The organism is Aquitalea sp. LB_tupeE, assembly GCF_013391415.1.
In the GTDB taxonomy this organism is placed as follows: domain Bacteria; phylum Pseudomonadota; class Gammaproteobacteria; order Burkholderiales; family Chromobacteriaceae; genus Aquitalea.
In genome coordinates this window covers 34604-47104 of record NZ_JACAXB010000017.1, presented here as the reverse complement: position 1 = coordinate 47104, position 12501 = coordinate 34604, and the positions used below count along the sequence as shown (strand labels likewise).

Here is a 12501-nt window from a genome sequence, read left to right as displayed (position 1 = left end):
AAGCTTGGCCGTATCCGGCCCGGCCTCATGCCTTCCAGGAAGGCAGCTTGTCAGCCTTGATGCCGTACTTGGCAATCGCTTCAGCAACCTTGGCTGCTTCGATCTTGCCTTCGCGGGCCAGGGCGGACAGGGCAGCCACGGCGACGTAGTGACGATCCACTTCGAAGAACTCGCGCAGCTTGGCGCGGCTGTCGGAGCGACCGAAACCGTCGGTACCCAGTACCACGTAGCGACCCGGTACGTATTCGCGGATCTGGTCGGCGTAGTTGCGGATGTAGTCGGTAGCGGCAATCACCGGACCGCTGCGGCCTTCCAGCTGCTGCTCGACAAAGGACTTGCGGGCAGCTTCGGTCGGGTGCAGCAGGTTGAAGCGGGAAGCTTCCATGCCGTCACGACGCAGCTCGTTGAAGGAGGTCACGCTCCAGATGTCGGACGCGATGCCGAAGTCGTTGCGCAGCAGGTCTGCCGCGGCAATCACTTCACGCAGGATGGTGCCGGAACCCATCAGCTGTACCTTCACCTTGGCGTCACCGCCGTCCTTCAGCAGGTACATACCCTTGATGATGCCCTGCTCGGCACCTTGCGGCATGGCCGGGTGGGTGTAGTTCTCGTTCATCAGGGTGATGTAGTAGAACACGTCTTCCTGCTCGCCATACATGCGGCGCAGACCATCTTGCAGGATGACTGCCAGCTCGTAAGCAAAGGTCGGGTCGTAGGACACGCAGTTCGGGATCAGGCCTGCCTGGATGTGGCTGTGACCGTCTTCGTGCTGCAGACCTTCACCGTTCAGGGTGGTACGGCCGGCAGTGCCGCCCAGCATGAAACCACGGGCGCGCATGTCGCCAGCAGCCCAGGCCAGGTCGCCGATACGCTGGAAACCGAACATCGAGTAGTAGATGTAGAACGGAATCATCGGGATGCCGTGGTTGGCGTAGCTGGTGGCTGCGGCAATCCATGAGGACATCGCGCCCGGCTCGTTGATGCCTTCCTGCAGCATCTGGCCGTCTTTGGATTCCTTGTAGAACATCAGCTGGTCGGCGTCCTGCGGTACGTAGTTCTGACCCTGGGTGGACCAGATCCCGTACTGGCGGAACATGCCTTCCATACCGAAGGTACGGGATTCATCCGGTACGATAGGCACGATCTGCTTGCTGATGTTCTTGTCTTTCAGCAGGGTACCCAGCATGCGCACGAAGGCCATGGTGGTGGAGAACTCGCGCTCGCCCGAATCGCCCAGCTGGCTGTCGAAAATGTGCAGACCCGGGATGGCCAACGGGGCCTTCACCGGTTTGCGGGCCGGCAGGTAACCGCCCAGCGCGGCACGGCGTTCGCGCATGTACTTCATTTCCGGGCTGTCTTCAGCCGGCTTGTAGTACGGCACCTTCGGCAGGTCTTCGTCGGACACCGGAATACCGAAGCGGTCGCGGAATTTGCGCAGGCTTTCGATATCCATTTTCTTGGCCTGGTGGGCAATGTTCTGCGCTTCGCCGGACGAACCCATACCATAACCCTTGATGGTCTTGGCCAGGATTACGGTCGGACGGCCGTTGGCATTGTGGGTGGCTTCGTAGTAAGCGGCGTATACCTTGTGCGGATCGTGGCCACCACGGTTCAGGGCCCAGATCTCGTCGTCGGACATATTGGCCACCATTTCGCGCAGCTCCGGATACTTGCCGAAGAAGTGTTCGCGAACGTAGGCACCGTTCTTGGACTTGAAGGTCTGGTAGTCGCCGTCCACGCATTCGTCCATGCGCTTCTTCAGTAGGCCCTTGGTGTCCATGGCCAGCAGCGGATCCCAACGGCTACCCCAGATCACTTTCAGTACGTTCCAGCCGGAACCGCGGAAGTCGCCTTCCAGTTCCTGGATGATCTTGCCATTGCCACGTACCGGGCCGTCCAGACGCTGCAGGTTGCAGTTGATGACGAAGATCAGGTTGTCCAGGCCTTCACGTGCGGCCAGGGCGATGGCACCCAGGGATTCCGGTTCGTCCATCTCGCCGTCGCCGCAGAAGCACCATACCTTGCGACCCGGCGTACGGGCCAGGCCACGGCTTTCCAGGTATTTCAGGAAGCGGGCCTGATAGATGGCCATCAGCGGGCCAAGACCCATGGATACGGTAGGGAACTGCCAGAAGTCGTCCATCAGCCACGGGTGCGGATAGGAGGACAGGCCGTTGCCGTCCACTTCCTGACGGAAGCTGTCCAGTTGTTCTTCAGTCAGACGGCCTTCCAGGAAGGCGCGGGAATACACGCCCGGGGCAATGTGGCCCTGGAAGTAGATCAGATCACCGTCCTGCTCGTCGTTCGGAGCACGCCAGAAATGGTTGAAACCAACGTCGTACAGGGTAGCGGAGGACTGGAAGGATGCGATGTGGCCGCCCAGTTCCAGGTCTTTCTTGCCGGCGCGCAGAACCAGCGCAGCGGCGTTCCAGCGGTTGATGGAGCGGATGCGGTGCTCCATCTCGTGATTGCCGGGGGATTTCTGTTCTTTACCCACCGGGATGGTGTTCTGGTACGCGGTGGTTGCGTCGAAGGGCAGGTAGGCGCCACGGCGGCGGGTACGCTCAACCATGGTTTCCAGCAGGAAGTGCGCGCGCTCGGAACCTTCGGTATCCAGAACCGACTCCAGCGCCTCAGTCCACTCCTGGGTTTCCAGGGGATCGATATCGTCAGGGAAGGTTGCAGCCATATCTCATCCTCACATCGGGGTGACCGGGGTCGGGATCAGGTCCAGACCCACTTTATTGTGTTACCGGATCGAAAACGAAAAAACGAACCGGACTCGCTAGGGACAGATTATAAACGATCACTTTCGCAATAAAAATGTTCATTTATGAAAAGGCCCTCTGGTGTTGCGGAGTGTATAGTTTCATGAGGCAACAACGGAATAGGCAATTAGGGTTATCACTGAATATTTGCTCCATTTATCAGGATATTGCGCTGCATCATGTTGTTTTTTTGCGATACCGCCATCAGTAGCACCGCCTCCGCTTTACTTCCCCGAATCCTTCTTTTCTTCTTTCAGCAATTTTTCAACTTCGCGCATGCGCGCTTCGATGGAAGAACGCAGGTAGAAGTCGTCGCCCTTGGCCTGGGAAGCAAACTGATATTGCTCCAGCGCCGCCTCGTAACGCCGTTCGAAGTAGAAGGCATTGCCCAGTGCCGCGTGATAACGCTGGGGCTCGCGGTCTGCATACAAACGCGCTTCGCTGCGATACAAGGCCGCATCACGCGGATAACGACTTTGTAACTGCCGCAGCAATGCCAGCGCGGCAGGACGATTGCTGCTGTCTATAAGGACATCCAGTTCGGCCATTTGCAAGGGCTGACTGTCCTTGAAAGCCTGCTGCCCGCGCCGCAGGCTGGCCAGTGCACCACTCCAGTCGCCCGCCTCGCGGGCAATGGCAGCCTCTTGCCCGAACAGCATGGGGTCGGCCGGCAAACGTGCTTCGGCCTTGCCCAGTGCCGTGCGGGCTGCAGGCAGGTGATGGGCGGCCAGTTGGGCGCGTGACAGCCCGTACCACATTGCACCTTCGTTCAGATACTGACCTTTATCCAGCATCATTTGATAAAAGCGCACCGCCTCGTCCGGGGCCAGGGTCATCACCCGCAGCTTTTCCCGTACCAGCAGATAGGCTGTACTGTCCGCCTTCATCTTGACTGGATATTCCAGTGCCCGATTCTGTGCCTCGCTGATACGCTGCGAGGTGACCGGGTGAGTACGCAGGAAAGCGTAGGCATTGTTGTCGCTGTAACGATTGGCCGATTCCAGACGCTGGAAGAAGGCTGGCATGGCGCGGACATCAAACCCGGCTTGTGCCAGGTATTGCATGCCCACGCGGTCTGCTTCACGTTCGAAATCGCGCGAGAATGCCAACTGGTTGGAAATCTGCAAACCAAGTCCGGCTGACAAGGTGCCGATGGACGCCTGACTACCCCCGGCGCGCGAGGCAAGAACGGCAGCCAATACCGTCCCTAGCAGCAATAAGGGGCTGGTGGCCGAGGTAGCCGCCTGCATGCGGGCAATGTGGCGCTGGGTGACATGGGCGGTTTCGTGGCCGATCACCGAGGCCAGCTCGCCTTCACTCTGGGTGGCCACCACCAGACCGCTATTCACCCCCACATAGCCGCCGGGCATGGCGAAAGCGTTGATCTGCTTGTCGTTGACCACAAAGTAGGTCAGCTGCAGGCCCGGTATGCGCACCGTGGCCGACAGCCGATGTCCCAGAGTATTGATGTAATCATTCACTTCGGCATCGTCCAGCACGTCGCCGGCATCGCGCATGGCACGCATGAAGTCGCGCCCCAGGCGCGCTTCGTCCGCCATGGAGAGGGTGCTATCGGAAACATCGCCCAGATCTGGCAAGGCAGGCAGGTCGGCATAAGCCAGCAAGGGCTGGGCCAACATCATGGCCAGCAAGCTGGCAAGCAAGGTTTTTTTCATCTTGGATGTGAACAGGCAGCAGCGATTTGGTTGCAAGCCGACCTGACAAACGGTCAGCGCCCGGAATCGCCACAGCATAGCCCTGCACGCCTTAACCGACCAGCATCTGATGGCTGGAAAAGCGGTGAAGAATTGTTCAGATTTGATAATCCGCCGGCCGGCTGAGTGCCTGCCAGGCCGCCTGGGTGGACAGATGCACGCGGCCGGCAAATTGCTGTGACAGGCCAGTGCGCTGCAGGATGTCCGCCACCGGGCCCTTGATTTCGGCCAGATGCAGGCTCACGCCGGCCTGTTGCAGGGTCTGGTCCAGGTTGGCCAGCATGGACAAGGCCGTGGTATCCACCCGGTTGACCGCACTCATCACCAGCACCAGTTGTTGCGTGCCGGTAGCCAGCGCATGGCGAGCCAGCACGGCCTGCCGCACCTGACGGGCATTGCCGAAATACAGGCTTTCATCCACCCGCAGCATCAGTACGCCGGGCAGGCTTTCCACCGCATGGCGTTCGCGATTGCGAAAATGATGAGTGCCGGGCACCCGGCCCAATACCGCGATATGCGGGCGGCTGCTACGCCACAGCAAGGTGGAGAGAGATACCAACACCCCGGCAATGATGCCGCTATCCACCCCCAGCAGCAGTACCAACCCACAGGTCAGCAGCCAGGCCACGGCATCCGCCCGCTCGGCCAGCCAGGCGCGCCGCAAACTAGCGACATTAATCATGGAAAGCAAGGAAGCAATGATGATGGCCGCCAGCACCGGCAATGGCAGCCGGGCCAGCAGCGCGCCGCCCCAGCAACTGAGCATCAGCATGCCCGCCGCTGTCACCAGTGAGGCCAGCTGGGTGTTGGCCCCGGCATCGGCATTGACCACGGACCGGCTCAGCCCGCCAGTCACCGGAAAACCGCCAGCCAGCCCAGCCGCCACATTGCACAGCCCCAGGGCCAGCAGTTCCCGGTCCGGGTCCACCGTCTCCTGCCGTCGTGCTGCCAATAGCTGGGCCACAGACAGGCTTTGCACATAGTTGATCAAGGCAATAAAAAATGCCGGAATGGCCAGATCCGCCAGACGGGACAGGGTGATGGCCGGCATGGCCAAGGCAGGCCACTGCGCATCGACCGGCCCCACCACCGGGACTTGCCACTGCGCCGACCAGGGCAGGCTGGCCAGCATCAGCAACACCGGAGCGGTGCGCACCAGCAAACGGGCAGCGTGTACAGGCAGGCCCAGGTACTGCAATAGCGCCTCACCCCATTGGCGCAAAGCCAGCAACAACAACAGTGCCAGCAAGCCCAAACCCAGTGCGGCAGGCTGCCAGCTGCCAAACTGCTGGCTCATGCCCAGCAGCCATTGCGGCAGTGAACTGCCGGACAAATGCAAGCCAGCCAGCGGACCAAGCTGGGATAGCACTATCAGTACGGCAGAGGCGGTGGTAAAGGCGGAAAGCACCGGTTCGGACAGCAAATCCGCCACAACGCCCAGCCTGGCCACGCCCATCAGCAACAGCATCACGCCGGAGAGCACCGCCAGCCACAGCGCCAGAGCCAGATAGTCGCTGCTGCCGGCCTCGGCAAAGCGCGACAGGGTGGCTGCAGTCAGCAGGGAAGTCAGTGCCATCGGCCCCACCGACTGGGCATGACCACGCCCGACAAAGGCATATATCAGTAAGGGGACAATGCTGGCGTACAAACCGGCCTGTGCCGGCAAGCCGGCCAACAAGGCGTAAGCCAGGCTCTGCGGAATCAACAGCAGGGTCACCACCACACCGGCGCTCAGGTCACCGGCCAGCCACTCCCGCCGATAACCGGTCAGCCAGACTGGCCAGGCATCCTTCAGGACAGCCATTTGATCAGCGGGCGGGCGCACCACATGCCCAGCAACATGGCGACGACAAAATATACGCCCCCCGTCTGTCCCATGCCCACCAGCACCAGCCCCGGTCCCGGGCAGATGCCGGCCACCCCCCAGCCAATGCCAAACAGGACACTGCCCACTGCCAACCTTGGCGTGAGCTTGCTTTTGTCCGGTAATTGCATGGGTTCTCCCAGCAGGCTATGGCTTTGCCGTTCGGCCCGGCGAAAAGCAAAAAAGCCAATGGCAATGGCACCGCCCATCACCAGCATCAGGCTGGGGTCCCACTGGCCGGTGACATCCAGAAACCCCAGCACCTTGGCCGGATTGCTCATGCCGGACAGCAGCAGGCCCAGGCCAAACAACAGGCCAGCCAGAGCGGCAGAGAGTAATTTGCTCATGTTCAGCCTCCGTTCAGCCAGTGACGCATCACCAGCACTGTCAACATGGCACTGGCCATGAAAGTCAGCGTGGCCAGCAGGGAACGCGGCGACAAGCGTGACAGCCCGCACACACCGTGTCCGCTGGTGCAGCCGGATGCCAGACGCGTACCCACCCCCACCAGCACGCCAGCCAGCAGCAAGCGCGGTATGGGTGCGCCCAGTTGCATGGGCGGGAGCGGGCCAATCAGGCGCGACCACAACAACGGTGCCAGCAGCAGGCCCAATACAAAGGCCAGCCGCCACGACCAGTCACCCGCCCGGTCCAGCAGGCCGCCCAGCATGCCGCTGATACCGGCAATCCGTCCGTTGAACAACACCAGCCAGCTGGCGGCTACGCCAATCAGCAGGCCACCGACCAGTGCAGCCGCCGGTGTAAAGCTAGCCCAGGCAATATTCACAGTCACTCCTCGGTATGGGCGGCAGGCAGCGTGGCCGCCTCGTCGGCGCAAAACAGGCCATGCAAGGCAGACAGCATGGTCATCGCTTCGATGCTGGCGATGCTGTAGTAAATCCACTTGCCTTCGCGCCGGGTATTCACTAGGCCCTCGTTGCGCAACACGCCCAGTTGCTGTGACAAGGTGGGTTGCCGGATACCGGTGAGCGACTCCAGCTCGGAAACCGTCTTTTCGCCATCCACCAACTGGCACAACAACAGCAAACGGTCCTGGTTGGCCAGGCTCTTGAGCAAGGCCGCAGCCCGGCCGGCATTTGCCCGCAGCACATTCAAATCCATGTTATCCACCCCTCTGGCACTACGCACGCCACTGTCTCTTGAACGTGGCAAGGATGCATAGCAAATTATAATATATATTATAGTATATTGTATTGCTGACCGCTTTGGTCAGCCCTGCCCTAACGAACACCGCCAAGGGAAGCGCCGAATCCATCATGCCGAAACCTGAAATCGCCACTTTTTTCGATCCGGCCACCGCCACGGCAAGCCATGTGGTGTACGACCATCCCGGCGGGCATGCCGCCATTATCGACCCGGTGCTGGACTACGACGCCAAATCCGGCCGTACCGCCCGGCACAGCGCACAACAATTGCTGGACTTCCTGCACGCGCAGCGCCTGACGCTGCAATGGATACTGGAAACCCATGCCCATGCCGACCACCTGTCCGCCGCCGCCTGGCTACAGCAACAGGCAGGCGGGCTGATTGGCATCGGCCAGGACATTGTGCAGGTACAACACATTTTCAAGGCAGTGTTCAATCTGGGGCATGATTTTGCCACCGATGGCAGCCAGTTCGACCACTTGTTTGCCGATGAGGAAGATTTTTACATCGGCACCCTCCCGGCCCGGGCGCTGTCGGTACCCGGCCACACCCCGGCGGACATGGCCTATCAGGTTGGCGATGCGGTATTTGTTGGTGACACCCTGTTCATGCCCGACGTGGGCAGCGCACGCTGTGACTTTCCCGGCGGCAATGCCGCCACGCTGTATCAATCCGTACAGCGGCTGCTGGCGCTGCCGGACGATACCCGTCTGCTGCTGTGCCACGACTACCCGAACAATGGACGGGCCATTGCCTGGCAAAGCACGGTGGGACAGCAGAAACAGCACAATATCCACCTGCATCAAGGCATCAGCCAGGCGGACTTCATTGCCCTGCGCCAGGCACGCGATGCCACGCTGGAGATGCCGGTGCTCATTCTGCCGGCCATCCAGGTGAATATCCGCGCCGGGCGCTTTCCGGCAGCAGAAAGCAATGGCGTGGCTTACCTGAAAATACCGCTGGATATGTTGTAGACTCAAACGTGTGTTTCAAACCGGACCTCCCTGTCATGCCAGCAGCCGATCTACCCCACGCACCGGACTGTATGCAGGATGCACACGGCCACATCAGGTTCGGCCGCTACCAGGGCTGTATTGCCCGGCTGGACTGGCCCCGGCCCGAAGGCCGCTGGCCGCGCATGCTGCAGTGTCTGCGCCACAAACGCTGGCAATATCTGGCCTTGACCCATCCGGACTATGTCATTGCGCTGGCGGTGGTGGATGTCGGCTGGACCGGTGCCGCCTTTGCCTATCTGTTTGATCGGCGCACAGGCCACATGCTGGCGGATATCACCACCGACAGCTTTCCGCGCCATGCCGCAGACGTAGCCGACCAGCCCTTTGCCGCTGCCCGCTTTACCTGCCACAGCCTGAGTATCCGTTTCAGTCGCCGCGACAGTACTCTGGCGGTAGACCTTCAGTCTCCAGCCCTGAAACTGGCAGCCCATGTTGACCTTGGCACCATGCCGCCGGTACTGGCTGTCATTGCACCAGTCGGCGCACACAGCCACACCACGCACAAAACCGCCGCCCTGGCGGTCAGCGGTTTTGCCGATTGTCATGGCCAACGCTACTCGCTTGATGGGGCAGTCGCCAGCCTGGATTACAGCAACGGCCTGCTGCCCCGCGAGACGGCTTGGCGCTGGGCCAGCGCGCACCGTGCCGGCCTTGGCTTCAATCTGCAGCAGGGTTATATGGCACAGCATGAAAATGCCACCTGGCTGGAACAGCAGCTGTGTGCGCTGGAAGGTGTACAGTTTGATTTCCACCCGCAGCAGCCTTTGCGTCGCTGGCATATCAGCGATGAAGCCGGCTTGCTGGACTTGCAATTCACCCCGGAAGGCTTGTGCCGGAAAAATCAGAACCTTCTGATCGCCGCTAGCCGTTATATTCAGGTTATTGGTCGTTTCGATGGCCATCTTACCCATCCCGCCAGCGGTGCACGTCATGTGGTGCAGGGGCTGAGCGGAGTAACCGAAGACCACTATGCCCGTTGGTAACGCTATGACTGTCATCATCCGACCTGCCAGTTATCAGGATGTCCCCGCGCTAACAGCGCTGACCGAAGAAATGGGCTACCCCGCGGATAGCCAGGCCCTGAGTGACCGGCTGACCATGCTGCTGGGCAGTCCGGACCTGCATCAGCTGTGGGTGGCAGAAATCCAAGGGGAAGTGGCTGGCTGGCTGCATGCATTCTGGCGACCGCTGCTGGATGCACCGGCGGCAGTAGAAATCGGCGGGCTGGCCATCAGCCTGCGCTGGCGGCGGCATGGTGCCGGGCGGGCGCTGGTGCATGTGGCCGAGCGCTGGGCCCGCACCAAGGGGGCGACCACTGTCACCTTGCGCGCAGCCATCCATCGTGACGAAGCGGCTGACTTCTATCAGCGTCAGGGCTATGCACTGAGCCAGCGCACCTTCCGCAAGCAGCTGGACACCCTGGACTAAGCATCAGGCTGGTCCGTGGCATGCACTGTCACCACAGCATCCTCTCCTGTTGGCAAAATTGGCCCTCGCCCCGGAAACTGGCTACCATAGCCCCCGCTGCCGAGCCGGCCGCCATGGCGAAATACCCCATCTTCGCTGCTGACTCCGTGTTAGCATGGCGCCGCGATTAGAGCATACAATCTAACCTCAGCCAGGAGATCACGCGCATGGGTGTGCTGAATACCATTCTCGAGCACAATCGGAGCTTCGTCGAAAATCACGAATACGAACAATTCAAGACCGACAAGTTTCCCGACAAGGGCCTGGCCGTGCTCGCCTGCATGGATGCCCGTCTGGTGGAGCTCTTGCCCAAGGCCATGGGCCTGAAAAACGGCGATGCCAAGCTGATCAAGAACGCCGGTGCGCTGATTACCCACCCCTGGGGTTCGGTGATGCGCTCCCTCATTGTGGCGGTGTATGAATTACGCGCCGAGGAAATCTGCGTGGTGGCCCACCGGGACTGCGGCATGCGCGCCATCGACCCCAACAAGATCCTGGCGCATGCCACCGAACGCGGCATCAGCGAAGAAACCATCGATACCCTGCGCAATGCCGGCATCGACCTGGACAACTGGCTGAAGGGTTTTGACAATGTGTCGGACAGCGTGCGCCACAGCGTGCAGACCATCCGCAACCATCCGCTGATGCCCAAGGACATTCCGGTGCACGGCATGGTGATTCACCCGTCTACCGGCCGCCTGGAGCTGATCATCGACGGTTACACCGGCAAGGCCCCCGTACACGCATGAGCCTTCTGCCAGCGCTGGGCCTGTTCGGGGGAACGTTCGACCCCATCCACGCCGCCCATCTGCGCATGGCGCAAGCGTTTCGCAGCGAATTGCAGCTGGACGAGGTGCGGCTGATTCCCGCCGGTCAACCTTATCACCGCCAGCAAGGCCCGCATGCCAGCCCGGCGCAACGGCTGGAGATGGTGCAACTGGCCATTACCGACCTGCCAGGCCTTTCCGTGGACGCGCGCGAAGTACAACGCAACAAACCGGCCTATACCGTCGATACCCTGGAAGAAATCCGCGCCGAAATCGGCCCGGAGCGCCCCTTGTGGTGGCTGATCGGTGGCGATTCACTGGCCGGCCTGCACAGCTGGCGACGCTGGGAGGATTTGTTCGCGCTGGCCAATATCGCCGTTGCCCTGCGCCCGGGCTTCGACGAAACCCGGCTGCCCTCTGCCGTGCGCGCACAATGGCAACAACGCCAAGTCACTGATTTTTCAAATGGCGCGCCTTCCGGTACAATGCGCCCCCTGACCCTGCCACCGCTGGATGTATCGGCAACTGCAATACGCCAGCGCCTGCAAAGCGGTGCCGATACCGGCAACCTGCTGAGTGCGCCGGTACTGGCTTATATCCGCCAACACGGGCTATATCGCTAGCAAAGCCTGCCCGGCAGGGCAGATTCAGACACTGCCGCAAGGCCTGTCCCGCACGCGGGACAGCACTTGCCCGTTTTTGCCACAGGTTGTGGCAAACGCTCTTTACCGGATACCTCTGGCCGCCCGGCTGCCGCCATGTATCAAGACTGACATCAAAAGGACATCATGGAAGTTCAAGACATTGCCAAACTGGCAGTCACCGCCCTGGAAGACATCAAGGGCAAAGACATCATCGAAATGGATACCACCACACTGACTTCGCTGTTCCAGCGCATGATCGTGGCTACCGGCGACTCCAACCGTCAGGTCAAGGCCCTGGCCAACAATGTGGCTGTCACCCTGAAAGAAGCCGGTGTGGAACTGGTGGGTACGGAAGGCCAGGAAAGTGGCGAATGGGTACTGGTGGATGCAGGCGACGTAGTGATTCACGTCATGCTGCCGGCCGTGCGCGACTACTACGATCTGGAACAGCTGTGGGGTGGTCAAAAGCCCAGCTTCACCCCGGCTGGCGGCCGTCCCTGGCAAGCCAACTCCTGATCTTGCAGGTCTGATCCGCCCGTGACGGCACGCCTGCCGTCACGGTGCCCTCCTGCCACCACTGTTCTTTGCCCCGCCCTGCCAGACTCCTGCCATGAAAATCACCATTCTCGCCGTCGGCACCAAAATGCCGCGCTGGGTTGACGAAGCCTATAACGACTACGCCAAACGCTTTGGCCGCGACATCAGCCTGGAACTGAAAGAAATCAAACCGGAAAAACGCGGTGGTGGTGTCACGGCGGAAAAAGGCATCGCCGCCGAGCACGAACGGCTGATGGCCGCCATTCCGGCGCGCTGCAAGCTGGTGGTGATGGATGAACGCGGCAAGAACTGGACTTCGGTGCGGCTGGCCGAGGAGCTGAAAAGCTGGATGGCCGGTGGCGATGATGTGTGTTTCATCATCGGCGGTGCCGACGGCTTATCAGCAGAGCTGAAACAGCGTGCCGACGTGCTGCTGCAGCTATCCGCCATGACCCTGCCGCACGGCATGGTACGGGTGATGCTGGGCGAGCAGATTTACCGCGCCTACTCCATCCTCAACAATCACCCCTACCACCGCGAATAAGACGCGCCGACA

13 protein-coding genes are annotated in these 12501 nt (G+C 60.9%); 7 read left to right on the top strand and 6 right to left on the bottom strand.

Translation table 11 applies throughout. The annotated features are described in order from the left end of the window. Window positions 1-25 precede the first annotated feature (25 nt). From aceE to HWX34_RS08385, 6 genes are all read right to left on the bottom strand, one after another. Window positions 26-2689 carry a pyruvate dehydrogenase (acetyl-transferring), homodimeric type gene (gene aceE / locus HWX34_RS08410; protein ID WP_178971829.1) on the bottom strand — a complete coding sequence of 888 codons (2664 nt, stop codon included), beginning with the start codon at window positions 2687-2689 and terminating at the stop codon, window positions 26-28. 303 nt (window positions 2690-2992) lie between these two features. Beyond that, a complete protein-coding gene (locus HWX34_RS08405; protein WP_178971828.1) occupies window positions 2993-4444 on the bottom strand; it encodes a M48 family metallopeptidase in 1452 nt (483 codons plus the stop codon). A 136-nt stretch (window positions 4445-4580) separates the two neighbouring features. Continuing rightward, complete coding sequence (locus HWX34_RS08400) at window positions 4581-6287, bottom strand: SulP family inorganic anion transporter (protein WP_178971827.1); 1707 nt, start codon at window positions 6285-6287, stop codon at window positions 4581-4583. Then, window positions 6275-6694: a DUF6691 family protein gene (locus HWX34_RS08395; RefSeq protein WP_178971826.1), complete on the bottom strand. Its 420-nt coding sequence runs from the start codon at window positions 6692-6694 to the stop codon at window positions 6275-6277. The genes HWX34_RS08400 and HWX34_RS08395 overlap by 13 nt, the downstream gene beginning before the upstream one ends. A 2-nt stretch (window positions 6695-6696) precedes the next feature. Next, the gene (locus tag HWX34_RS08390; protein ID WP_178971825.1) at window positions 6697-7134 is read right to left on the bottom strand and encodes a YeeE/YedE family protein; all 438 of its coding nucleotides are present in this window, start codon (window positions 7132-7134) and stop codon (window positions 6697-6699) included. 2 nt (window positions 7135-7136) lie between these two features. Continuing rightward, a complete protein-coding gene (locus tag HWX34_RS08385) occupies window positions 7137-7469 on the bottom strand; it encodes a helix-turn-helix transcriptional regulator (RefSeq protein ID WP_045845817.1) in 333 nt (110 codons plus the stop codon). A gap of 155 nt (window positions 7470-7624) precedes the next feature. Between HWX34_RS08385 and HWX34_RS08380 the strand changes: the two genes are divergently transcribed. From HWX34_RS08380 to rlmH, 7 genes are all read left to right on the top strand, one after another. Further along, window positions 7625-8488: an MBL fold metallo-hydrolase gene (locus HWX34_RS08380; RefSeq protein ID WP_178971824.1), complete on the top strand. Its 864-nt coding sequence runs from the start codon at window positions 7625-7627 to the stop codon at window positions 8486-8488. Between the two features lie 35 nt (window positions 8489-8523). Beyond that, a complete protein-coding gene (locus HWX34_RS08375; protein WP_178971823.1) occupies window positions 8524-9513 on the top strand; it encodes a DUF2804 domain-containing protein in 990 nt (329 codons plus the stop codon). A 4-nt stretch (window positions 9514-9517) separates the two neighbouring features. Beyond that, entirely contained in the window at window positions 9518-9958 is a 441-nt protein-coding gene (locus HWX34_RS08370) for a GNAT family N-acetyltransferase (protein WP_178971822.1), read from the top strand. Window positions 9959-10164: 206 nt separating this feature from the next. Continuing rightward, window positions 10165-10746, top strand: coding sequence for a carbonic anhydrase (locus HWX34_RS08365; protein ID WP_045845820.1), 582 nt, complete (start codon window positions 10165-10167; stop codon window positions 10744-10746). After that, a complete protein-coding gene (nadD, locus tag HWX34_RS08360) occupies window positions 10743-11387 on the top strand; it encodes a nicotinate-nucleotide adenylyltransferase (RefSeq protein WP_178971821.1) in 645 nt (214 codons plus the stop codon). Before HWX34_RS08365 ends, nadD begins: the two co-directional genes overlap by 4 nt. Window positions 11388-11552: 165 nt before the next feature. Further along, a complete protein-coding gene (rsfS, locus tag HWX34_RS08355) occupies window positions 11553-11924 on the top strand; it encodes a ribosome silencing factor (RefSeq protein ID WP_045845822.1) in 372 nt (123 codons plus the stop codon). 94 nt (window positions 11925-12018) lie between these two features. Then, a complete protein-coding gene (gene rlmH / locus HWX34_RS08350) occupies window positions 12019-12489 on the top strand; it encodes a 23S rRNA (pseudouridine(1915)-N(3))-methyltransferase RlmH (RefSeq protein ID WP_045845823.1) in 471 nt (156 codons plus the stop codon). Window positions 12490-12501 lie beyond the last annotated feature (12 nt).

Excerpts from the sequence above, each read along its gene's own strand:
- aceE (WP_178971829.1), bottom strand. The coding sequence starts at position 2,689 with ATGGCTGCAACCTTCCCTGACGATATCGATCCCCTGGAAACCCAGGAG.
- HWX34_RS08405 (WP_178971828.1), bottom strand. The coding sequence starts at position 4,444 with ATGAAAAAAACCTTGCTTGCCAGCTTGCTGGCCATGATGTTGGCCCAG.
- HWX34_RS08400 (WP_178971827.1), bottom strand. The coding sequence starts at position 6,287 with ATGGCTGTCCTGAAGGATGCCTGGCCAGTCTGGCTGACCGGTTATCGG.
- HWX34_RS08395 (WP_178971826.1), bottom strand. The coding sequence starts at position 6,694 with ATGAGCAAATTACTCTCTGCCGCTCTGGCTGGCCTGTTGTTTGGCCTG.
- HWX34_RS08385 (WP_045845817.1), bottom strand. The coding sequence starts at position 7,469 with ATGGATTTGAATGTGCTGCGGGCAAATGCCGGCCGGGCTGCGGCCTTG.
- HWX34_RS08380 (WP_178971824.1), top strand. The coding sequence starts at position 7,625 with ATGCCGAAACCTGAAATCGCCACTTTTTTCGATCCGGCCACCGCCACG.
- HWX34_RS08375 (WP_178971823.1), top strand. The coding sequence starts at position 8,524 with ATGCCAGCAGCCGATCTACCCCACGCACCGGACTGTATGCAGGATGCA.
- HWX34_RS08370 (WP_178971822.1), top strand. The coding sequence starts at position 9,518 with ATGACTGTCATCATCCGACCTGCCAGTTATCAGGATGTCCCCGCGCTA.
- HWX34_RS08365 (WP_045845820.1), top strand. The coding sequence starts at position 10,165 with ATGGGTGTGCTGAATACCATTCTCGAGCACAATCGGAGCTTCGTCGAA.
- nadD (WP_178971821.1), top strand. The coding sequence starts at position 10,743 with ATGAGCCTTCTGCCAGCGCTGGGCCTGTTCGGGGGAACGTTCGACCCC.
- rsfS (WP_045845822.1), top strand. The coding sequence starts at position 11,553 with ATGGAAGTTCAAGACATTGCCAAACTGGCAGTCACCGCCCTGGAAGAC.
- rlmH (WP_045845823.1), top strand. The coding sequence starts at position 12,019 with ATGAAAATCACCATTCTCGCCGTCGGCACCAAAATGCCGCGCTGGGTT.